The 20,891-nt window shown below is 64.9% G+C and carries 18 protein-coding genes; 3 read left to right on the top strand and 15 right to left on the bottom strand.

Going from position 1 to position 20,891, the window contains the following annotated elements:
* The 8 genes from CF161_RS09670 to CF161_RS09635 form a co-directional block, all read right to left on the bottom strand.
* Positions 1-505: tetratricopeptide repeat protein (locus CF161_RS09670; protein ID WP_020296399.1), on the bottom strand; the 505-nt coding region annotated here is incomplete at its 3' end.
* Positions 506-855: 350 nt separating this feature from the next.
* On the bottom strand, positions 856-2,358 hold the full coding sequence (locus tag CF161_RS09665; protein WP_020296398.1) for a YdgA family protein: 1,503 nt from the start codon (positions 2,356-2,358) through the stop codon (positions 856-858).
* A 334-nt stretch (positions 2,359-2,692) separates the two neighbouring features.
* A complete protein-coding gene (locus tag CF161_RS09660; RefSeq protein ID WP_020296397.1) occupies positions 2,693-3,325 on the bottom strand; it encodes a hypothetical protein in 633 nt (210 codons plus the stop codon).
* A gap of 92 nt (positions 3,326-3,417) precedes the next feature.
* Positions 3,418-4,866, bottom strand: coding sequence for an efflux transporter outer membrane subunit (locus tag CF161_RS09655; protein ID WP_020296396.1), 1,449 nt, complete (start codon positions 4,864-4,866; stop codon positions 3,418-3,420).
* Complete coding sequence (locus CF161_RS09650; RefSeq protein WP_043229043.1) at positions 4,863-5,759, bottom strand: HlyD family secretion protein; 897 nt, start codon at positions 5,757-5,759, stop codon at positions 4,863-4,865. Before CF161_RS09650 ends, CF161_RS09655 begins: the two co-directional genes overlap by 4 nt.
* On the bottom strand, positions 5,756-5,965 hold the full coding sequence (locus CF161_RS09645) for a DUF1656 domain-containing protein (protein ID WP_020296394.1): 210 nt from the start codon (positions 5,963-5,965) through the stop codon (positions 5,756-5,758). Before CF161_RS09645 ends, CF161_RS09650 begins: the two co-directional genes overlap by 4 nt.
* Positions 5,962-8,046 (bottom strand): FUSC family protein, encoded by a 2,085-nt coding sequence (locus CF161_RS09640; protein ID WP_043229041.1) that lies wholly within the window; start codon positions 8,044-8,046, stop codon positions 5,962-5,964. Before CF161_RS09640 ends, CF161_RS09645 begins: the two co-directional genes overlap by 4 nt.
* Complete coding sequence (locus CF161_RS09635; RefSeq protein ID WP_020296392.1) at positions 8,043-8,471, bottom strand: MarR family winged helix-turn-helix transcriptional regulator; 429 nt, start codon at positions 8,469-8,471, stop codon at positions 8,043-8,045. Before CF161_RS09635 ends, CF161_RS09640 begins: the two co-directional genes overlap by 4 nt.
* 197 nt (positions 8,472-8,668) lie before the next feature.
* Here CF161_RS09635 and CF161_RS09630 point away from each other — a divergent pair, with 197 nt between their 5' ends.
* Positions 8,669-8,941 carry a hypothetical protein gene (locus CF161_RS09630; protein WP_020296391.1) on the top strand — a complete coding sequence of 91 codons (273 nt, stop codon included), beginning with the start codon at positions 8,669-8,671 and terminating at the stop codon, positions 8,939-8,941.
* A 158-nt stretch (positions 8,942-9,099) separates the two neighbouring features.
* Here CF161_RS09630 and CF161_RS09625 read toward each other — a convergent pair whose 3' ends face one another.
* The gene (locus CF161_RS09625; protein WP_020296390.1) at positions 9,100-9,345 is read right to left on the bottom strand and encodes a DUF2789 domain-containing protein; all 246 of its coding nucleotides are present in this window, start codon (positions 9,343-9,345) and stop codon (positions 9,100-9,102) included.
* A 51-nt stretch (positions 9,346-9,396) separates the two neighbouring features.
* A complete protein-coding gene (locus tag CF161_RS09620) occupies positions 9,397-9,858 on the bottom strand; it encodes an aminoacyl-tRNA deacylase (protein ID WP_020296389.1) in 462 nt (153 codons plus the stop codon).
* 234 nt (positions 9,859-10,092) lie between these two features.
* On the opposite strand from CF161_RS09620, the gene CF161_RS09615 reads away from it, so the two are divergent.
* Together CF161_RS09615 and CF161_RS09610 are read left to right on the top strand one after the other, a co-directional pair.
* A complete protein-coding gene (locus CF161_RS09615; RefSeq protein WP_043229037.1) occupies positions 10,093-11,463 on the top strand; it encodes a nodulation protein NfeD in 1,371 nt (456 codons plus the stop codon).
* 1 nt (position 11,464) lies between these two features.
* Entirely contained in the window at positions 11,465-12,223 is a 759-nt protein-coding gene (locus CF161_RS09610; RefSeq protein ID WP_020296387.1) for a slipin family protein, read from the top strand.
* Here CF161_RS09610 and CF161_RS09605 read toward each other — a convergent pair.
* From CF161_RS09605 to CF161_RS09585, 5 genes are read right to left on the bottom strand one after another with little or no spacing between them, the layout of a single operon-like run.
* A complete protein-coding gene (locus CF161_RS09605; RefSeq protein ID WP_020296386.1) occupies positions 12,212-13,174 on the bottom strand; it encodes a sulfotransferase family protein in 963 nt (320 codons plus the stop codon). The genes CF161_RS09610 and CF161_RS09605 overlap by 12 nt on opposite strands.
* Complete coding sequence (locus tag CF161_RS09600; RefSeq protein WP_043229034.1) at positions 13,162-13,953, bottom strand: aspartyl/asparaginyl beta-hydroxylase domain-containing protein; 792 nt, start codon at positions 13,951-13,953, stop codon at positions 13,162-13,164. Before CF161_RS09600 ends, CF161_RS09605 begins: the two co-directional genes overlap by 13 nt.
* Complete coding sequence (cysC, locus tag CF161_RS09595; protein ID WP_020296384.1) at positions 13,950-14,555, bottom strand: adenylyl-sulfate kinase; 606 nt, start codon at positions 14,553-14,555, stop codon at positions 13,950-13,952. The genes CF161_RS09600 and cysC overlap by 4 nt, the downstream gene beginning before the upstream one ends.
* Positions 14,539-16,053, bottom strand: coding sequence for a TolC family protein (locus tag CF161_RS09590; protein WP_020296383.1), 1,515 nt, complete (start codon positions 16,051-16,053; stop codon positions 14,539-14,541). Before CF161_RS09590 ends, cysC begins: the two co-directional genes overlap by 17 nt.
* Positions 16,054-16,093: 40 nt before the next feature.
* Entirely contained in the window at positions 16,094-20,719 is a 4,626-nt protein-coding gene (locus tag CF161_RS09585) for an S-layer family protein (protein WP_020296382.1), read from the bottom strand.
* Between the last annotated feature and the right edge of the window lie 172 nt (positions 20,720-20,891).

Genomic DNA, 20,891 nt, shown 5'->3' with positions numbered 1-20,891 from the left:
CCGGGTCATCGGGCTTGGCCGCCACCAGGGCCCGGGCCCGGGCAACCGCTTCGGCAGGCTGGCCGGCATCGGCCTGGGTCATGGCCAGGCCCAGTTGCAGGTCGGCGTTCTGCGGGTCGCGCTCCAGGGCCTTACGGTAGACCTGGGTCGCCGAATCCCAGCGCTTGAGGTTGCGATAGGCGCGGGCCGTGGCGGTCAACGCCTGCACCGGCAATACCCGGTTGCGCGCCTGGTGCTCATAGACGTCCACCACCTCTGAGTCGAGGCCGGCCCAACTGGCGATTTGCAGGTGGTCGCTGACCAGACCGTTGGTCAACTGATCGGGCGGTACGGCGCGCAAATGGGTCAGGGCCGGCGCATAAGTGCCGGCCCGCGCCTGGATAATCAGCTGGTCATAGGCCGCGTCGGCAAACGCCAGGGTCGGCCAGAGCAACTGGCTGCACAGCGCCAGGCGAAACAGCGGGCGCAAACCATAGAGGCGAACGGGATGAACAATAAACGGCATTTCGTCAGCATCCTTACATGGCTAGCCGAGGTCTTGCGCCCCCTGCTGGTTACGCGCCGGAAAGCCGGAATCAGAAGATCCGGCAAAATCTTTTCGAGTGGATTCTTTCACGCAAGGTTAGACGAGAATTTGCAGCGCAATATTTATTCAGATTCATTTCCCGCCCAGCGCTTCAGAAATTTGAACCCGTTGGGTTTTCCCCAGGGGCTCAAGCCCGGGGTTTGCGGGTTGCCGCCAGGCTCCAGACAATTTTTGCGCGCACAGCAAAACGCCCGACCCTGCTTGAAAACAGGGGTCGGGCGTCAGGTTGCTACGACGTTGTCGGCCGGCGGCGGCCGACCGAGGTGGGCTTAGCGCAGGGCGTCGGCACCACCGGCTTTGCTCATGACAAAACCGATGAACTGCTCAACGCTCATCTTCTGGCCGTTGAAGTCCACCTGGTTATCGGCGTAGTGCAGCTTGGAGACGATGTCGGTGCCTTCCAGCTTCGCCAGTTGCGTCCCCAGGGCCATGCCGCTGACCATTTCAGCCGCCATGGTGCTTTGATCGGCGATCAGCTTGGCGTCGGTCTGGCCATCCAGTTGCGCCTGCAACGCCGCCACATCGGCAATCATCGGCTTGGACAGTTGCAGGTTGGCGTCCAGCAGGCTGATCAGTTGCTTGCCCAGTTCAGCAGGCGGCAACTCAAGGTTCTGCGGCTTGGCCAGGTGCAGGCTGAGGTTGAAGCGACTTTCACCGTTGGCGGTCTTGAACGAGAAGTTCTCCAGGGCGAGCTGCGGCTTGGATTCCAGCACCTTGTTCACCGCGCTGCGCACCTTGGCCTCTTCGGCCTCGGTCATTTGCAGCTCCGGTGCCGGCTCGCCATTCTCGGCGGCGGCGGTGGAAGCGGCTTCGTAGGGTTGCAGCTTGGTCTGATAAACCTGCACCAGGTCCATCAGGGACTGGGTGTCGAGGTTCTTCATGCTCCAGGCCATCTGCGCCGAACCGATGTTCTTGCCGTCGAAGCTGATCTCGCCGACCTTGTAATCGGCGCGGCCGCCCAGGGTAGTGCCGGTTTCTTCGCTGGAGGTCTTCTGTTCGAAGTTCTTCAGGGTCAGGACCGATTTCTTGTCGCCAAAGGTGGCCTTGGTGCTGGTCAGCTCCAGGGTGTTCTGGCCCAGGTAGAAACCGAAACTGCTCTTGTTGAGGTTGCTGGCCAGGGTCAGGCCGTTCAGCTCGACCAGTACCGGTGGCTTGTCCGCCGGGTTCAGGAGCAGCGTGAGGCTGTCCATGTAGCCGTCGACCTTGACCTTCTTGGCTTCGGACGAGCTGTCGACATTCAGGTTCAGGCCGGAAAACTTGAACTTGGTGTTGTCATCCAGGGCGATATCCAGCGGCAGCAGCTCGAGGGTGCCGTTGGCGGAGCGGTCGTAACCCATGTTGACCAGGCCTTTGAGCGGCGACTGGCCATTGGCGGCGGCAAACCATTTTTCGGTCTGCGGGTTCTTTTCCAGCTCGTAGTGACTGGTGGCCATGACCGGCAGCCACTTCAGGCTGATCAGGCGCGAGAACGGCAGCGGGCCGTGTTCGATATGGTCGACGAACAGCAGCTCGGCGTTGCCGTTGAACAGCTCGCCTTCGCCCTTGAGGCGGTAATGGGCGGTGCTGGTGAACAGCTTGCGATCGAGGGATACCAGCTCCAGGGTCGCGCTGCCGTTGGAACCGACCAGCGCGGCCTGCAGTTCCTTGTTGGCCTCGGCGATCGAGGTTTGCAGTACACCTTCGAGCTTGGTGCCGGTGTACCAGGCGCCGCCGGCACTGATTGCACCTACTGCGACGACGATTCCTAACAGTACGCCTGCTGATTTATTCATGTCTGACCCGATCAATATCCGTTGTTTGAAGGTGTGGTCGTCTTCCCTGAACCCATGACGGGTTGCGGCTCGACTTCGCGTAAAGCGGGCGAAGATTAGCATTGGCGGCGCCCGGCGACCCAGCCTTTGCATGTGAAAACTCGTTAATCCGTGAGCCAGGGCGCATTCATGGGACGAACGGACGGGGCCATTCGCGGCGGTTTGGCTTGGTTTTTTGGGGGGGGCTGCACAGGCCAGCGCAGCCTTCGGCAGCGGCGACAGGTGTTGTGGCAGCTGCCGGGAGGATCGGGCCGCGTTCGAATGCGGCCCAAACCTGGCGACAGCAGACAGGTACTCAGGAGTATTCGATTTCCAGGGCATCGAGCTGGTGGTCGAAGCTTTTGAGGCGGGCGCTCCAGGTGTACACCAGTACTTCGAAGTCGCGATCGATCACGGCGCCGCCCGGGGCATCCCCTCGCGGGTCGCAGAAGTCCAGTTGGTAGCGCTGGCGGGCCATGGCGGCGGCGACGTCGGAGAGTTCGCGGGCGTTGTTCAGCCAGTGCCGGCCGTCGCAGGATTGGCGGTCGAGGACCACGCACTGTTTCTTCAGGGCTTCGAGGCTTTTCTCCAGAGGAGTGCCGGTGAGTTCGCCCATGACTTCCTGGAAACTGCGCCCCGGTTGCCAATAGCTGCCCCAGAAATAGCGATCAAACACGGTTTCGACCCGACGCAGCGCGACCTTGGTGTCCCAGATCACCACCAGGGTCTTGCTCTGTTCCAGTTGTTTTTTCTTGAGCCGCAGGCTGCCGAGCGAAGCCCAGGCCACCACCACGATTGCCAGCACCGCGATCAGCGCACTGGCGCTGTCGAGGAAGACCATCGCCTTGTCGATCTGGTGGGCCAGCATGATGCCGTAGAAGTAAGTCGCAGAGAGCAGCAACAGCGCGCACAGAACGCACCAGAAGCCGGGAGCATAAGGGTTTTTCATTATTGGAATCCCCATGACCATCACGTGCTTGAGCCGTGGACGGGGCGCTCTCAAAAGGCGCTCGCCCAACAGCTCAAAGCATAGCAACGGGCTCAGGGTTTGCCGGGCGGCGAGCCTTGCGTTCGTCCGCTTTCCCAGCCACCGCCCAGGGCCAGGAACAGATCGATCTGGCTCATGGCGACCTGGGTGTTGGCCGAGGCCAGTTGCGCGCGCATATCAGTGTAGGTCCGGGTGGCTTGCAGGTCGGCGAGGAACGATGCGCGGCCGGCCTGGAAGAAGCGGTGGGTCTGGTCCGCCGCCTGCTGCGCCGACACTTCGGCATCCGCCAGGGCGTCGCGGCGTTGCAGTTGGGCACTGTATTGCGCCAGGCCGGTCTGGGTTTCGCGGATGGCGTTGAGCACCACTCCGTCAAAATGCGCCAGGGCGCCCTGGCTCACGGCTTCAGCCTGATGAATGCGCTGGCGGGCGCCATTGGCCGGCACGCTCCAGCTCAACAGCGGGCCAAAACCCCAGCGGTTGGTGGCGGGCTTGCCGAGGTTTTCCAGGATGCCGACCGTGCCGACGGTGGCGCCGATGCTGATGTCCGGGTACAGCGCGCCGGTGGCCACGCCGATGTCGGCGGTGGCAGCCGCCAGGCGACGCTCGGCCTGGCGCACGTCGGGCCGGCGCTTGAGCAGGGTCGCACCGTCACCCACCGGCAACAATTGCGCAATGTGCGGCAGCTCGGCGCAACTGCTGGTGCCGGCGGGCAGTTGCTCCAGGGGTTTGGCCAGCAACATCGACAGGCGGAACAGCCCGGCCTGGCGCGCCGCTTCATAGCGCGGCAATTCGGCGCGCAGCGACTTGAATTGGGTCTGCGAGCGGGTGACCTGGGTCTCGTCACCGCGCCCCGCATCCCGCAGGCGCTGGGTCAGTTGGGTGCTCTGGGCTTGCAGGTCGAGGGAATGCTCGGCGATCTGCCGCTCCTCGTTGGCCGCGCAGATTTGCGTATAGGCCCGGACCACGTCGGCCACCAGGGTGATGCGTGCGGTGTCGGCCGCGGCCTGGGTGGCGTCGGCATTGGCCTTGGCCGCCTCGATGCCTCGTTGCAGGGTGCCGAACAGGTCGAACTGATAGGAGGTGGTCAAGGCGATGTCACCGACATTGGCCACCGGCACCTTGTCGGCCTGGAGGAAGGCTTCGCCCGACTCCTGCAAGCGCTGCGCGCCCATCTTCACCCCACCGCTCCAGCCACCGGCAGCTTGAGCCTCGTCGACCTGGGCCCGGGCCCGCGCCAGGTTGGCCGCGGCGACCCGCAGGTCGGTGTTGGAGGCCAGGGCCTGCTGCACCAACTGGTCCAGGCGCGGGTCCTGGTACAGGCGCCACCAATCGCCGGGCACCGGCGCCGAGACCACATCCGCGTCCTGGGCCGCCAGTTCACCTTGCAAGTCGGGACGCTGCAGCGCGGCGTCCGCCGGCAACTGGTAGTCCGGCCCGACCATGTGACAGGCCGAGAGCAGCAGGCCGAACCCGGCCAGGGCCAAACGCGCCGCTGTGTTCATTGCCCGGGCTCCTGCTGCGGTTGGCCCTGGCCGTCGATGATCGACACCGTGGCGGTGCGCCCGGCGATCATGCGGAAATCCGCCGGTACATCGTCAAAGGCGATGCGCACCGGAATCCGCTGCGCCAGCCGCACCCAACTGAAGGCCGGGTTGACGTTGGGCAGCAAGTTGGAACCGCTGCTGCGGTCGCGGTCCTCGATGCCGGCGACGATGCTTTCGACATGCCCGCGCAACCGCGCGCGGTCACCGATGACCCGGATGTCGACCGCCTGGCCGACATGGATGCCGTCGAGCTTGGTCTCTTCGAAATAACCGTCGATGTGGAAGGAGTTGCTGTCCACCACCGACAACACCGGGCGCCCGGCGGTGACGAATTCCTGGGCCCGTGGCGCACGGTCGTTGACGTAACCGTCGACCGGGCTGCGGATCACCGAGCGGTCGAGGTTCAACTGCGCGCTGTCCACCGCCACCAGGGTTTCGGCCAGGGCCGACTGGGCACGGGCCACCCGCGACTGGCTTTCTTCCAGTTGCTCGCGCGGCACCAGGTTGCCCAGGCCCTTGTTGCGCCGGGCTTCACGCTGGGCCTGGTCGAGGGTTTCCTGGCGGTCGGCAAGGGCCGCCTTGGCCTGGCGCAGGGCCAGCTTGAAACGGTCCTGGTCGATGCTGAACAGCACCTGGCCCCGCTGCACCCACTGGTTGTCGCGCACCTGGACCTGCTGGATCAACCCGGACACATCCGGCGCGATCTGCACGATGTCGGCGCGAATATGCCCGTCCCGGGTCCAGGGCGCGAACATGTAGTACATCACCATGCGCCACACCACCACGACCGCGAAGGTCACCACCAGCAAGGTCAGGACTACACGACCGATGGTCAATAAAGGTTTTTTCATGTCATCAGGTATCGACTGAGTGAATCCACCACGCCGAGCAGCAAGGCGTAGAGACCCACGTTGAACAGTGCCCGGTGCCAGACCAGGCGATAGAAGTGCATGCGCGTCAACAACCCGTGCACCACCAGGTACAACACGTAAGTAATGCCCATCAGCACCAGCAGCGTGGGCAGGAATACCCCGCTGATATCCAGATCACCGATCATAAAGGCGCTCCATCGATGCCATGGGGAAGCGGTTCTTCAAGCTCGCCGCCGCCGACGAACTCCACCCCCGGCAGCAAGGCCAGGCGCAGGCCGCTGAGGGCGTGCAGCAGGTGCAGGCGCGTTTCGTGGTCGTCCTGGGCCTGGGCGCCGAGGGCGCGCCGGGTTCGGTCCAGGGTCATCAGCAGAGCACTGGGCGCCGGCAGGCGTTCACCGGCCTTGAGGCAGGCCTGGAAATACGCCCCGACCTCGGCCACCACTTGCCGCACCAGTGCCTGCGCCGAACCCTGCACCCGTGGCGAGTAGGCCAGCAGGTCGAGGAGGTTCAGCGCCACCCGCAGTTCGCGCAGGGCGACGCCGGTGTCCTGGCCGGTCATGGCCAGGCGCGGCAGGTGCTGCATCAGCCGGTCGAGCATTTGCGCCCCCAGGTGCCGATGCTCGGCCAGGGTCGCCGGCTGCGTCAGGCCGACAATGTCGCGCCAGCTGAAGCGCGTCAGGCGCTTGGCCGCCAGCTCCGAACCGAAGGGCCGGGCAATCAGCGTCCAGACGAAGGCAAACAGCAAGCCCATGGGCCCGGCCAGGTTGGAGTTGGCGAAGCTCAGGAAGTCGGCGTCATAGGCGCCCTGGATGCTGATAAAGGACGAGGTGTTGACGATGGTCAGCAGCATGCCGAGGTAAAAACGCGGCTGGACCGTGAGGGTCCCGACGCAGATAAAAGGCACGGCAAAGGCCAGCACCAGCATCGGGAAGTCATGCAGGTTGGGCAGGATCAGAAACAGGTAGAGGCTGGCGAACAGCACCGACATCGCGGTCCAGAAAAAGAAGCGGTAGATCTGCGGCGCCGGGTCGTCCATGGAGGCGAAGAAGCTGCACGCCACCGCCGCCAGGATCACGGCGCTGCCGCCGTCGGTCCAGCCCAGGAGGATCCACAGCACCGAGGCGACGATGATCGCGGTGATGGTCGAGACCACCGAATACAGCATCAACCCGCGATCGAGAAACGGCGTCAGCCGGCCCAGGCGCCAATGCCGGTAGACCGCGCGCCAGGTGTCCTGGCTTTCGCATTGAATGGCGTGTTGCAGGCTGCGGCAGTCCTGCCACAGGTCGATCCATTCGCCCAACCGATACAGGGCGTTGGACAGCAGCAGCTGGCGTCGGTCATCCAGCGCTTCGGCGCTCGGCTGCAAGGCTTCGAGCTGATTGCGCAGTGCTTGCCAGCGCTCCACCGAGGCGCCCGCGGCCGTGTCCTGCAACCACGCAGCGGCCTGTTCCAGCAGCGGTGCGAACTGCGCGACCAACTCCGGAGTGCGGCGTTCCAGGGCATAGAGCGCGTCATCCAGGGCGTCCACCACCGGCAGCAGGTGGATCATGCGCCCCCGCAGCTCCTTGGTATTGCGCACGGTCTGTGGCCGCGCGCCTTCGTGGGGCAGTTGGCCGATCATCAGCTCCAGGCTGTTGAAGGTGGCGACCATCGAGCCGCGCAGGGCACTGACTTCCTGTGGGTCCACGTTGCGACTGAGGAAGCGCTGGCTGTAAGTGGACGCATCGGCAAACCACTTGCCGGCCGCGTCGACAAACACCGGTGCCAGGCGTCGCGGCCAGAACATGCTGCCGACCACCGCGGCGCAGACAATGCCGAGGAAGATTTCCTCGGTGCGCGCCTCAGCCACGTCCCACACCGCCAGGGGGTTATCCACCACCGGTAGGGCGATCAGCGGCAGGGTATAGCCGGCCAGCATCAGCGCGTAGCTGTTGGCGGTGCGCAGGTGCAGGGACAAAAACAGCAGGATGCCGGTCCACAGCGCAATCACCACCACCAGCAGGTAGGGGCTCTGCACGAACATCGGCACAAACAGCACCGCCGCCGCCGCCCCGAGCAAGGTGCCGACCGCGCGGTACAGCGCCTTGGAGCTGGTGGGACCGACAAACGGGCTGGAGACGATATACACGGTTGCCATGGCCCAGTAGGGGCGCGGCATCTGCATCAGCATGGCGATGTACAACGCGATCATCGACGCGGCGAAGGTGCGCGCGCCGTAGAACCAGTCCCGCGCCGGCGGCATGCCGGTAAAAAATCCGTTCAAGAAGAGGCCACCGGCAAATGGGTTGCCGACTCGAAGGCGCGAATCACCCGTAGCGCGGCCTCAAGGTCGCCGGGGGCGATGCCGTCCAGCACTTCGCGACGCAGGCGCGCCAACTCCACCTCCACCGCCTGCACCAGTTCGCGGCCCCTGGCGGTCAGGCTCAGGCATTTGGCGCGGCGATCATGGGCGTCTTCGGTGCGACACACGTAACCGGCCTTGCACAACTGATCGAGCAGGCGCACCAGGGACGGGCTCTCCATCCCGGCCGCATGGGCCACCGTCACCTGGCGCACGCCCTCGCCCAGGCGCCCGATCATCAACAAGGGCACTGCGCAGGCTTCGGAGATTCCGTAGTTGAGCAGCGTGGTCTGGCAGATCCGCCGCCAATGACGCGAGGCGACCACCATGCCGCTGCTGATATTCATCTGGAGCGCATCGAGATTCTGGGACAAGTGAGGATTCGCACACTGTTAGTTTGCTAACTATCAATATGACATTGGCGGATATTTTTGGTCAAGTTTTGATACAAATTACCCTGCAGTCGATCGTCAATCCTGGCACACCGCCGGACTACGTACTGAAAACGTATATACGTTTTCAGTACCTCACCTGACCCCTGCCGATGCCCAAGCAAGCCGTCTTCACCCTGAAACTCGAATCCGAGCTGCGTGATCAATTCATGGCCGAGGCCGCGCACCGGCCTGCCTCGCAAATCGTTCGCGAGATGATGCGCCAGTTCGTGCAGACCCAACGCGAAACCCGGGAGTACCAAGCCTTTCTGCAGCGTAAAGTCGAGGCGGCACGCACTTCTGTGGAGGCCGGCAATGGCATTTCCAACGACGAGATAGAAGCCCGATTCGCCGCCAGGCGTGCGCAGGCAGCCACCGACACATGAAGCTGCTGTGGACGCCGCAGGCGGCACAGGACCGTGCGAGCTGATTCCCCACCAGAACTACCGCGTGGTTTACCAGTTGAATCAGCACGCCATCTGGACTCTCGCCCTGGTGCCCGCCTCAGGCCTTTGGCCGCCTTCAGATACGCCCTGACACCGCTTTACCCCCCACGCCCCTTGCGCAACAACACATCCAACTGATCCACCACCTCCGCCCAATCGGCATCCTCCAGCACTTCATCGCGCAAAAAGTCCGCCTGGCTGCGGGACCAGAAGAACGCGTCCGCCAGGTGCAGCTCGGGCTTGAGCGGCGAATGGGTGGCGATAAAACGCTCGATACTGATCGGGTCGTCGGGCAGGCCGAGCTGCTTGAACAGCGCCGGCAGGCTGTGGGTCGGTGACTCCATGGGGGGCTCCTGGATTTGCAGGGGGCCGGGGGTGAAAACCGCCCGGACCGGTTAGTGGCTGACCTCGCACACCTCGGCATGGGGCACCATTTTCAGGTACTGCTCCATGCTCATGTGCACCAGGTTGTGGTGGTTGCCGGCCTCGACGTAGATGTCTTTCTGCCGGGTCAGCAAGGGGTCTATGACCATGTCCAGGCCGTAGGCTTCGCCCAGGGCCGGCACCGCGCCCCGTTCGCAATCCTGAAACAGGTGGGCCAGGGTGCTTTCGCGGGTGATCTGCCATTCGCCACTGCCGCGGACCTTGCTCAGGTCCAGGTGCCGGCTCGCAGGCAGGACCGCCATCAGGTAATGCCCATGGTGGTCGTCGAGGACCACCGATTTAGCCACCCGCTCGGCGGGCACCCCGGCCACTCGCGCGGTCTCCAGGCTGCTGGCCGAATGCGGGTGAGTCACCACATCAAATTCGCAATGCGCCTGCTCCAGGCTGCGTTGCACGGTTTTTGCCATACGCATGCTGCACCTCGGTGTCCGTCACAGGGTTGCCGGACTTGGGTTGATCACCTGCTGCTCACTGCACCTGAGTCTAGGTCGCGCCAGGGGTCGCCACCACCGCCCGGCCGATTAACTTCCCAACGGCACCCGCCGTGCAGGGCTGCACGATTCAGGCGCCCGCTTGCTCAACTAGACTCAAGCACAAGGCCAGCGAATGGATGGACGTCCCGGTGCATGACTCTCCAGGAGGGTCATATGAACAGAGGTGGATGGCGGGCAGTGCTGCTCGGGTTGCTGATCGGTCTACCGGTCGGGCCGGCCTGGGCCGTGGACCCGGTGGTGGTGCTGACGCTGAACGATGTGATCAGCCCGGCCAGCGCCGACTATGTGCTGCGCGGCCTGGACCAGGCCGCCGCCGAACACGCGCAACTGGTGGTGATCGGCATCGACACCCCCGGCGGGCTCGACACCTCGATGCGCGCGATCATCAAGGCCATTCTCGCCAGCCCCGTACCGGTCGCCAGCTTTGTCGCCCCCAGCGGTGCGCGGGCGGCCAGCGCCGGGACCTACATTCTCTACGCCAGCCATATTGCCGCCATGGCCCCCGGCACCAACCTGGGGGCTGCCACCCCGGTACAGCTCGGCGTCCTGCCAGGGTCCGCCAACCCGCCGGCCGCGCCGCGCAGCGACAAAACCACCGCCCCCGACCCCGCTGACGACAACCTGACGCACAAGCAGATCAACGATGCCGCCGCCTACATCCGTGGCCTGGCGCAATTGCGCGGGCGTAACGCCGAATGGGCCGAGAAGGCCGTGCGCGAAGCCGTCAGCCTGCCGGCCGAAGAAGCCCTGAAGATCAAGGTGGTGGACTACCTGGCCGACGATCTTCCAGGCCTGCTCAAGCAGTTGGATGGCAAAACCCTCAACGCCGCCGGGCAGGCGGTCCAGCTGCACACCCTGGGCGCCGCGCTGACTCATCATGACCCCGACTGGCGCACGCAACTGCTGTCGCTGATCACCCACCCCAGCGTGGCGATGATCCTGATGATGCTCGGCGTCTATGGCTTGTTTTTCGAATTCGTCAGCCCCGGTACGGCGCTGCCCGGGGTGTTGGGGGCCATCTGCCTGCTGTTGGGCCTGTATGCCCTGCAGTTGCTGCCGGTGAACTATGCCGGCGCCGGGCTGATCCTGCTGGGCATCGGTTTTATGGTGGCCGAGGCCTTCCTGCCGACCTTCGGCGTGATCGGCTTCGGCGGCATCGTCGCCTTTATCGCCGGCTCGGTGATCCTGATGGACACCGACATCCCGGGTTATGGCATTCCGCTGCCGCTGATCGTCAGCCTGGCGGTGCTCAGCGCCGTGCTGCTGGTGGTCCTGGCCAGCCTGGCACTGCGCACGCGACGCAAACAACCGGTCAATGGCGATGCCGGCCTGGTGGGCAGCGTGACCGCGGTAACCGCCGTCGACATCGACCAGCCCTGTCACGGCTGGGTCCAGTTGCAGGGCGAACATTGGCAGGTCCTCAGCGCCAGCCCCTTGCACACCGGGCAAGCGGTGCGCGTGATGGCCCGCCAGGGCCTGTATCTGCACGTCACAGCGGTCGCATCCGCGCCGCGAGGAGAATGAGATGGGCCTGGAAATAGGTGTCGGGGCGCTCGTGGTAGTGGTGATTGTGCTGCTGGTGTCGACCTTTCGGATCCTGCGCGAATACGAGCGCGGCGTGGTGTTCCAGCTCGGGCGCTTCTGGCAGGTCAAGGGGCCGGGGCTGATCCTGCTGATCCCGGTGGTGCAGCAGATGGTTCGCGTCGACCTGCGCACCGTGGTGCTCGACGTGCCGCCCCAGGACGTGATCACCCGCGACAACGTCTCGGTCAAGGTCAACGCGGTGCTCTACTTCCGCGTGCTGGACCCGCAAAAAGCCATTATCCAGGTCGAGGATTTCCTCATGGCCACCAGCCAACTGGCGCAGACCACCTTGCGTGCGGTGCTGGGCAAGCATGAGCTGGACGAACTGCTGGCCGAGCGCGAACGCCTGAACATGGATATCCAGCAGGTGCTCGACGCGCAGACCGACGCCTGGGGCATCAAGGTGGCCAACGTCGAAATCAAGCACGTCGACCTCAATGAATCCATGGTCCGCGCCATCGCCAAACAGGCCGAAGCCGAACGCGAACGCCGGGCCAAGGTGATCCACGCCGAGGGCGAATTGCAGGCCTCGGAGAAACTCATGCAGGCCGCCGAAATGCTCGGCCGCCAACCCGGCGCCATGCAGCTGCGCTACATGCAGACCCTGAGTTCGATTGCCGGGGACAAAACCTCGACCATCGTCTTCCCGCTGCCGATCGAGCTGCTCAAGGGCATGGCCGACCTGTCCTCAAAACCCTGAATCCGCCTGCGCCGCACGCAGGCTTTCCAGGCGCTCGTAAGGGCCTCGGGCCCAACGCTCGACCTGCTCTCGCAGCAGGGGCGAGGCCTCATCGCGTTTGCTCGCGCCGTCGGCCACAAACACCTGGTCGGGCTGCTTGGCATGTTGTTCAACCCTGGAAAAAGCCCGCCTGCATTGCTCGGCGTCGAGCCCGAAAAACAGCGCCAGGCGCCCGGCCATCGCCTGGGGCAGCTCGCTGTAATTGACCGCCAGCCCCTGGAACTCGACGCAGCGTTCCAGCCCCAACTGCAACAGGCGCCCCAGGCGTCGGGCAATAAACGCCTCGCGCTCGAAACCGCTCTGGGCATCATCCAAAGCACTGGGCCCGATCAACCCCGGCACCATGTGCATGCCGCTGCGACGCAAATGGGAAACAGCGATTTCCAACGGCTCGCGGTATACGAACAACCAGGGGGTCGTGGCAAAGCAGCGGCGCAGCAAGGGCAGTTCGCCGATGTTCCAGGCATCGAGCTTGAGCACCAGGCGCTGCCCCACAACGCCCCGGGCCTGGCCATAGGCGCTGATCAGGCCGCGCAGCGCCGCCGCCAGGGTGTCGGCCGGCAGCCCGCTTCGCAGCAGGCTATCGAGCGGCGGCGGTTCGCTGATCACGGTGCAGTGATCGAGCGCCGCCAGCATCTGGCTGATCAGGGTCGAACCGCAGCGCGAGGCGTGGCAGATAAAGGCCTGGGGTTCGCATCCCGGGCTCTCGGCCTGCCAGTGGCTGAGGGTCGCCAGGGGCGTCTCGCGCCGAAACGCCTGGTTGAACGGCAAGCGCAGCGCCTCATCCACCGCTTCGCGGAAAAACGGCTGGTGCAAGGGCGTATCGCCAAACCAGCACCAGTCGACCCGCCACTGGCCCTGGCGCGCAAAAATACGAATCGGCAGCCAGCCGTGCAGGTTCAGTGGCTCCATTGTTCATTCCATTGGCGACGGCCCTGGCGCATTGCCGCGCGCACCTGGTCGGCGCTGATGCCCAGCCCGTGCTGCGCCGCCAGCGCCAGGGTGTGGGCGATAAAGGCTTCGCTGTCGGTCAGGGCCTGCAGGCTCTGGCACAGGTGCGGATGGTCCGCCAGCAGCTGGCGAAACTGAGCGAACGCCGCAGCGGCCGCCCCCTCTCCCGGGGCCGGCGTGGTAGCGGAGCCGGCTTCGATGGCCTGGCTCAGCCAGGGGCCGGGGCGGCAGTCGAGCACCAGGTGAATCCGCTCGCTGCGGTCCCGGTTGTCCACGCTGTGGGGCCGTGACAGATCGAGAAACCAGCATTCGCCCGCGGCCAGCGGCATGCGCTGACCATCGAGCATAAAGTCGACCAGCGGCGGGCTGAGCAGGGGGATATGCAGGCGCAGATCAGCCTCGGGCCCTTGCAGGTCGTAGTCGCGGTGCTCGAAGATGCGGCTGCCCGGCCCGACCCGCAGCAGCCGCGCCGAGCGGATTTCCAGCCCCAGGTCACTCAAGGCCTGCTGCCAGCGCGGATCACGCTGCCAGGGCTGGCGTTCGAGCGCCGCGCCCTGCCCCGGCGCCAGTTCGGTGAGGGCGTCCTGCGGCGCAATCAGCGCCACGCCGCTCCAGTCACCCTGGTAGTACTCGGCGTTGAAATGCCGCTGCCATTGCTCCGGGCTGATCTCGGCCAGGGCTTGCAGCAAAAGGGGCAGATCCAGGCTGACCGGCAACCGCGCATAGGCCACTCGACTCATGGCTGGGGCAGTACCCGGCACTCGCCCAGCCAATCCAGCAGCCGGGCCACGCAGGTTTCGACGGAGCCGTGGCCGGTGTCCAGCTCGAGCGCCGCGGCAAGCGGCACTTCATAGGGCGCGGAGACACCGGTGAAGCTCGCCATCTCGCCACGCCGCGCACGGGCGTAATGGCCCTTGGGGTCGCGTTGTTCGCACACCGCCAGGGAGGCGCTGCACCAGACTTCGTGATAGTCCTCGCCCAGGCGCTGGGCGAAGAGTTCGCGCAGCTCGATCAGGGGCGCAATCATCGCCATGATCACGATCTGTCCGTTGCCCACCAACAGCGCCGCCAGCTCACTGGCCCGGCGAATGTTTTCCCAGCGATCGGCTTCGGTAAAACCCAGGTCGCGATTCAGCCCGCCCCGCAGGGCATCGCCGTCCAGCACCAGGCTTTGCGCGCCCAGGGCGAACAGCTCGGCGTGCAGGGCCTGGGCCAGGGTCGATTTGCCCGCGGCCGGCAACCCGGTGAGCAGGATCGCCGCACCGCGATGGCCATTGCGGGCCTCGCGGCGAGTGCGGCTGATGCTGGCCGTGGGTGCCTGCAGGTCACTGCTGCCGGGCATGGACCACCGGCGCCGCGATATTGCCCGACGCCCAATCGGCTTCCCGGCCGGCCATGGCCGTGGCGATGGACTGGACCTGGGTCGATTGCAGCTCATCCGGCAGCGGGTCGAGCCCGGCGCTGGCGAAGATCTGACCGTAGGCATTGCGCAGGTCGGCGTAGGACAGGTCACGCCGCAGGTCGGTCTGCAAGGTATTGAGCTCGCCCTGGATCAGGTCCAGCTCGCCCAGGCCGTTGGCCTGATAACGATTGCGCAACTGGCCGACGATCTGCCCGTCGATATTCGCCAGCTGCTGGTTGGTCTTGAACTGGCGCATGGCTTCACGGTAGTTGGCGTTGGCCACGTAGAGCTGGGCCAGCACCGCGATCGACATCGCCTGGCGCCGCGCGGTGGCCACTTCTTCACCGGCCTTGGCGACGTTGATCGCCGCCGGGGCGGAGATCACGTTGAACAGGTTCCAGGTGACCTTGACCCCGTAGTCGGCCCACTTGTCGTTGACCAGGAACGAGTTGCTGTCGTAATGCCCGCCTGCGGAAAATTCCAGCCCCGGCAACAGGCGCAGCATCGCCTTGCGGGTTTCCGCCGAACTGATGCGGGTCTGGTAGTCCTGTTCGCGCAGTTCCGGACGGCTGGCCAGGGCTTCCTGTTCCAGCACGGCCATGTCGACCTTGAGCTCGGGGATCGAATAATCGTCCACGGTCGCCAGGGTCAGGGGAGTGCCCAGGGGCAGGTTGATCAGGGTCGCCAGTTCGGTCTTGGCCAGGGACAAGGCGCGCCGCTGCTCTTCGAGCTGACGAGTGGCCTCGATCAGCGAACGCTGGTAACCCAGGGCCTGCACCGGGTCGCCGATGCGCTGTTCACTCATGCTCTGGCTGTTGCCCCGGGCCTTGTCGACCCGCGCCATGAGGCTGTCGATCTGGCCGAGCAGACGCTCGGCGGCCACCGCCCGCCAATAGGCCGAGCGCACGTCCTGGACGATGGTGTTGATCACCTTGCGCCGCCGTTCCTGGACGATCAGGCGTTGGTCGCCCTGCTGCTTGGCACTGATGTAGCTGACCCCGAAATCGAGCACGTTCCACACCATGGTCAGGTCGGCCACGTTGCGGTCGCGGTCCTGGGAGGTCGAGGGTTCCAGGGACTGGGTGCCGGTGCGCACGCTTTCGCTGCTGGAGGCGCTGACGTTGTTGCGCCCGGCGTAGCCGGCGGAAAGCGCCATGCGCGGCAACATGTCGAAGCTGGCGAGGTCCAGCTGGCGCTTGGCCAGGGCCTCCTCCATGATTTTCAGGCGGCCTTCGAGGTTGTACTTCACCGCGCGGGCCATGGCCTGGTGCAAGGTCAGCGGGCCGCTGAGCGGCTCCTGGTCCTTGTACATGCTCGACAGGTCGCTTTTCGCGCGCTGCTCGCTGACGCTGCGTTCGATGGGGTCGCTGGTGACCGCGCAACCACTCACAACCAGCGCCAGCAGGCTGACGCTGAACAACTTCTGACTGTTTCTCATCCCTGAATCGCCCCTGGGAACCGCATTGATTAAGTGTGTTTCAAGCCTGCATTTCGCTGATGCCGGCCTGTTCGAAAGCATAGGTCAGATCCTGGATCTGCCGTTGTTCATTGTCTTTGAGTTGCTGCAGTTGCTGGCCCAGGGTCGGCGCGCCAAATACCCCGCGCAGCCCCTGGGTCGCATCACTGCTGATCGAATGCTTGCCGAAGGCGTTCAAGGAGTCGCTTTGGGTGCCCGAGTCCTGGTTGAACAGGCTCGACAGGGTGCTGCTGCCGAACACCCCGCCATCGCCACCGCCAAAGCCGAGGAAGCCGCTGCCATTGCCATCTCCTCCGCTGTCGGTGCTGAACACCTGGGCGATAAAGCTCGGCGCCAGCGCACCGTTATTGATGAATATGCTGCCGATTGGCGGCAGGCCACCGCCGCTGGTGCGTTGCTCGAACAGCGGCGGCATCACCAGCGGCGAGCCCAGGTCACCGCTCGGCGGGCCGAAGATGATCGGCTGCAGCGGGACGTTGGCCAGTGCGGGCGGTGCCACCGGCTCGCTGACCCGGAACTCCGGATCGCCGGCCGGGGACACCGTGGTCACCGTGGACACCGTGGTCACCGAGTACATGTTGGAGTTGGAAAAGCCGCTGCCGGCGTTGCCCGCCAGGTCGGTGTAACTGCTGTTGTCCAGGGTGATGAAGTTGCTCGGGTCGGTCAGGTTGGCCGTCGGCGTCAGGGTCGCGGTCCAGGTCTTGCCGCCATCGCTGGTGGCCAGGTTGGACAGGGTGCCGTTGGCCACGCTCAGGTCCGACAGGTCGAAACCGGTGACCGCTTCGGTGAACGTGATGGTCACGGTGGTGGTCTGGCCGGCGGTCAGGCTCGGGTTGGCGACCACAATGGTAGCGCTCGGCAGATCGGCATCGACCCCATAGTTGTTGGAGATGGCGATACTCGAGCCAAGGTTGCCCGCCTGGTCTATGACCCCACTGGTATCGAGTACCACCAGATTGGTAGCGTCGGTGACGCCAGCCGTCGGGGTCAGGGTCGCGGTCCAGGTCGTGCCGCCATCGCTGGTGGCCAGGTTGGACAGGCTGCCGTTGGCCACATTCAGGTCCGACAGGTCAAAACCGTTGACCGCTTCGCTGAAGGTGATGGTCACGGTGGTGGTCTGGCCGATGCCCAGGTGCGCGTTGGCCACCGAAATGGTCGCCGTCGGGCGCTGGGTGTCGATGCTGTAGTTGTTGGAGGTGGTGCTGCCGTTGCCGGCATTGCCGACGGCGTTGAGCACACCAGTGTTATTGAGCGTGATCACGTTGCTGGTGTCCGAGATATTACTGCCCGGGGTGAAGGTCGCGGTCCAGGTGATGCCACCATCGCTGCTGGTGACAGTGCTCAGGGTGCCATTGGCCACGCTCAGGTCCGAGTTGTCAAAATCGCTGACCGCCTCGCTGAAGGTAATGGTCACCAGGGAATTGCCACCGACCAGCAACGCAGGGTTCGCCACCACGATGGTAGAGGTTGGCTGCACCGTCTGGATGCTGTAGTTGGCCGAGTTGGTCACGCCAGTACCGGCGTTGCCGGCCAGGTCCTCGACCCCGGCGTTGTTCAGGGTGATGAGGTTGCTGATGTCACTCACGCCGCTGGTCGGGGTGAACGTCGCGGTCCAGGTCGTGCCGCCGTCGCTGCTGATGAGGTTGCTCAGGCTGCCATTGGCCACGCTCACGTCGCTATTGTCGAAGCCGATCACCGGCTCGCTGAAGGTGATGGTCACCTGCGAGGTCTGCCCCGCCAACAGCGCGGGATCGGACATCACGATGGCCGCGGTCGGACGCTGGCTATCAATCACATAGGCGTTCGAGCTCACGCTACCGCCGCCCGCATTGCCGGCACCATCGATTACGCCACTGCTGTCCAGGACAATGTGGTTGTTGCCCTGGTTGATGCCCCCGACCGGGGTCAGGGTTGCGGTGTAGGTAATGTTGTCGCTGGTACTCAGGCCGCTCAGGGTGCCGTTGTCAGTGGTCAGGTCGCCGAGGTCCAGACCGCTCACGGCCTCGCTGAAGGTGATGGTCACCACGGACGAACCGCCGACCCCAAGGTGATCGGTGGCCACCACCACGGTGGCGGTCGGACGCTCGGTATCGACCGCATAGTTGTTGGACACACTGCTACCGACGCCGACATTGCCGGAACCCGCCGCCTGGACCCCACTGTTATCGAGGACGACCTGGTTGCTGGCGTCGGTGGTATTGCCGCTCGGGGTAAAGGTCGCAGTCCAGGTGGTGCCGCCGTCGCTGCTGGTCACGGCGCTCAAGGTGCCGTTGCTGATCGTCAGGTCGGCGTTGCTGAAGTCAGTCACCGCCTGGTTGAAGGTGATGGTCACCAGCGCGGTTTCGCCGATGCCCAGGACCGGGTCCGAGATCACGATGGTGGCGTTGGGACGCACGGTATCGATGGTGAAGTTGGCCGAGTTGGTGATACCGATACCGTCATTGCCAGCCAGGTCCTTCACCCCGGCGTTGTTCAGGCTGATGAGGTTGGTGGTGTCACGCACGTTGACCGTCGGCGTGAAGGTCGCGGTCCAGGTAATGCCGCCGTCGCTGCTGCTGACTGCGCTCAGGGTGCCGTTTGGCACGCTCAGGTCGTTGTTGTCGAAACTTGTCACCGCCTCGCTGAAGGTGATGGTCACCATGGTGGTCTCGCCCGCGGTCAGCTGCGGGTCGGCCACCACAATGGTCGCCGTGGGGACCAGGGTATCGATCGCGTAGTTGTTGGAATCCGTGGTGCCGACCCCGGCGTTGCCGCTGAGGTCCTGATAGGTGGTGTTATTCAGGGTAATCAGGTTGCTGGCGTCTTCAACGGCGCTGTTCGGGGTCAGCGTCCCGGTCCAGGTAATGCCGCCGTCACTGGTGATCAGGGTACTGAGGGTGCCGTTGACAATGGTCAGGTCGCTGTTGCTGAAGTTGGTCACCGCCTCGCTGAAGGTGACGGTCACCAGCGACGTTTCACCCGCCTTTATCGAGGGGCTGGCAACCTCAACGGTGGCCGTCGGGCGTACGCCGTCGATCAGCACATTGTTGGAGTCGGTGGTGCCGGCGCCGGCATTGCCCGCCGCGTCATGCACGCCACTGTTGTCCAGGGTGATGTGGTTGGTGGCACTGAAGATCCCGGGCGTCGGGGTAAAGGTCGCGGTCCAGGTGACGCCGCCGTCGCTGGTGGCCAGGTTGCTCAGGTCGCCGTTGCTCACCGCCAGGTCGCCCAGGTCGAGATCGCTCACGGCCTCGTTGAAGGTGATGGTCACAGTGGTGGTCTGGCCGATACCCAGGTTGGTGTTGCCGAACACGATGGTCGCGGTGGGCCGCTGGGTGTCGATCGAATACTGGCCGGAGGTGGTGCTGCCGCTGCCGGCGTTGCCCGCCAGGTCACTGACACCGCTGTTGTTCAGCGTAATCACATTGCCGGTGTTTTTAATGCCGGCGGTCGCGGTCAGGGTCGCGGTCCAGGTCAGGCCACCGTTAAGGGTGGTCAAGGCGCTCAGGGTGCCATTGGCCACCGCCAGGTCGGTGCTGGTGAGCCCGGTGACCGCCTCGCTGAAGGTGATGGTCACCTCCGACGTGTCATTGATGCTCAACGACGGGTTGGCCACGACGATGGTCGCCGTCGGCAACACGGTGTCGACCACGTAGCTGCCGGACGTCGAATCGCCGATCCCGGCGTTGCCGGCGGTATCGGTGTAGAGGGTGTTGTTCAGGGTCACGATATTGCCACTGCTGGCGTTGCCGGCCACGGGCGTCAGGGTCGCGGTCCAGTGGATGTTGTCGCTGGTGCTCAGGTTGCTCAGCACACCATTGGTCGCGGTCATGTCCGCCAGGCTGAAGTTGCTCACCGCTTCGCTGAAGGTGATGTTCACCGTGCCGGTGGCGGTGGTGCTCAGGGTCGGACCGGTATAGGTGACGGTCGCCGTCGGCCTTACGGTGTCGACGCTGTAGTTGCCGGACAGCGTGTTGCCGACCCCGGCCAGGCTCAGCGACACGCTGGTGACGCCGGTGTTGTCCAGGGTGATGTGGCCAGTGCCGGTGACACCGGCATCAGGGGTGAAAGTCGCGGTCCAGGTTTTACCGCCGTCGCTGGTGGTCAGGTTGCTGAGGGTGCCGTGTGGCGCCGTCAGGTCGGCCAGCGTGAAACCGCTGACCGCTTCGCTGAAGGTGATGGTGACCTGGGAGGTGGTGCCGATGTGCTGGGCCGGGGTCGTGACCACGATGGTCGCGGTCGGCGACGGATCGTAGGCGGTGTTGGCCGTTGCACCGGTGTCATTGAACAAGCCGGGGATCGCCGTCGGCGAGACGCCTTGCGAGGCCGTGGAAACGTTGGTCAAGCCGCCTACGCCACTGCCCCCGGCGTTGTTGGCCGCGTTCAGGGCGGCAAAGTTGGCCACGGTGATCAGCACCGAGCCTTTGTTCCAGATGGCACCCACACCCCGGCCAGCCTCGCCGCCGTTAAGTTCGGTACCACTGCCCACCATCGAGCCGCCACCACCGCCGCCGCCGGCACCGATATTGCCGGTAATCACCGACGTGCCGACGATGGTCAATTTGCCGCTGCTGGCGTTGTAGATACCCCCGGCCGCCGAGCCGCCCTTGCCCGGAGCCGCCGCCACCGCCGCCGATGGAGAGGCCACCGGCAGAGGCCGTCCCGCCCGCGGAGCCATCGGAATAGCCGTAGGTATTGTGGGTGCCGGCCCCGCCGACGCTTGAACCACCGACGCCGCCCATGTTCACCGTGCCAAAGGCGCCACCGTGGCCGCCCTGGTTGGCCGTGCCCGAAGTACCGGCGTAGGTTCCGCTGCCATC

The organism is Pseudomonas sp. CF161 (assembly GCF_000416215.1).
Taxonomy (GTDB): domain Bacteria; phylum Pseudomonadota; class Gammaproteobacteria; order Pseudomonadales; family Pseudomonadaceae; genus Aquipseudomonas.
Note: the sequence above shows the minus strand (reverse complement) of the source record. Positions and strands in the feature narration are given on the sequence as shown.

Bases quoted from the DNA above. Each gene is read 5' to 3' on its own strand.
- CF161_RS09615 (WP_043229037.1), top strand. From the start codon at position 10,093: ATGAACAGAGGTGGATGGCGGGCAGTGCTGCTCGGGTTGCTGATCGGT.
- CF161_RS09625 (WP_020296390.1), bottom strand. From the start codon at position 9,345: ATGGAGTCACCGACCCACAGCCTGCCGGCGCTGTTCAAGCAGCTCGGC.
- CF161_RS09620 (WP_020296389.1), bottom strand. From the start codon at position 9,858: ATGCGTATGGCAAAAACCGTGCAACGCAGCCTGGAGCAGGCGCATTGC.
- CF161_RS09630 (WP_020296391.1), top strand. From the start codon at position 8,669: ATGCCCAAGCAAGCCGTCTTCACCCTGAAACTCGAATCCGAGCTGCGT.
- CF161_RS09650 (WP_043229043.1), bottom strand. From the start codon at position 5,759: ATGAAAAAACCTTTATTGACCATCGGTCGTGTAGTCCTGACCTTGCTG.
- CF161_RS09635 (WP_020296392.1), bottom strand. From the start codon at position 8,471: ATGAATATCAGCAGCGGCATGGTGGTCGCCTCGCGTCATTGGCGGCGG.
- CF161_RS09665 (WP_020296398.1), bottom strand. From the start codon at position 2,358: ATGAATAAATCAGCAGGCGTACTGTTAGGAATCGTCGTCGCAGTAGGT.
- cysC (WP_020296384.1), bottom strand. From the start codon at position 14,555: ATGCCCGGCAGCAGTGACCTGCAGGCACCCACGGCCAGCATCAGCCGC.
- CF161_RS09590 (WP_020296383.1), bottom strand. From the start codon at position 16,053: ATGAGAAACAGTCAGAAGTTGTTCAGCGTCAGCCTGCTGGCGCTGGTT.
- CF161_RS09660 (WP_020296397.1), bottom strand. From the start codon at position 3,325: ATGAAAAACCCTTATGCTCCCGGCTTCTGGTGCGTTCTGTGCGCGCTG.
- CF161_RS09600 (WP_043229034.1), bottom strand. From the start codon at position 13,953: ATGAGTCGAGTGGCCTATGCGCGGTTGCCGGTCAGCCTGGATCTGCCC.
- CF161_RS09610 (WP_020296387.1), top strand. From the start codon at position 11,465: ATGGGCCTGGAAATAGGTGTCGGGGCGCTCGTGGTAGTGGTGATTGTG.
- CF161_RS09605 (WP_020296386.1), bottom strand. From the start codon at position 13,174: ATGGAGCCACTGAACCTGCACGGCTGGCTGCCGATTCGTATTTTTGCG.
- CF161_RS09655 (WP_020296396.1), bottom strand. From the start codon at position 4,866: ATGAACACAGCGGCGCGTTTGGCCCTGGCCGGGTTCGGCCTGCTGCTC.
- CF161_RS09645 (WP_020296394.1), bottom strand. From the start codon at position 5,965: ATGATCGGTGATCTGGATATCAGCGGGGTATTCCTGCCCACGCTGCTG.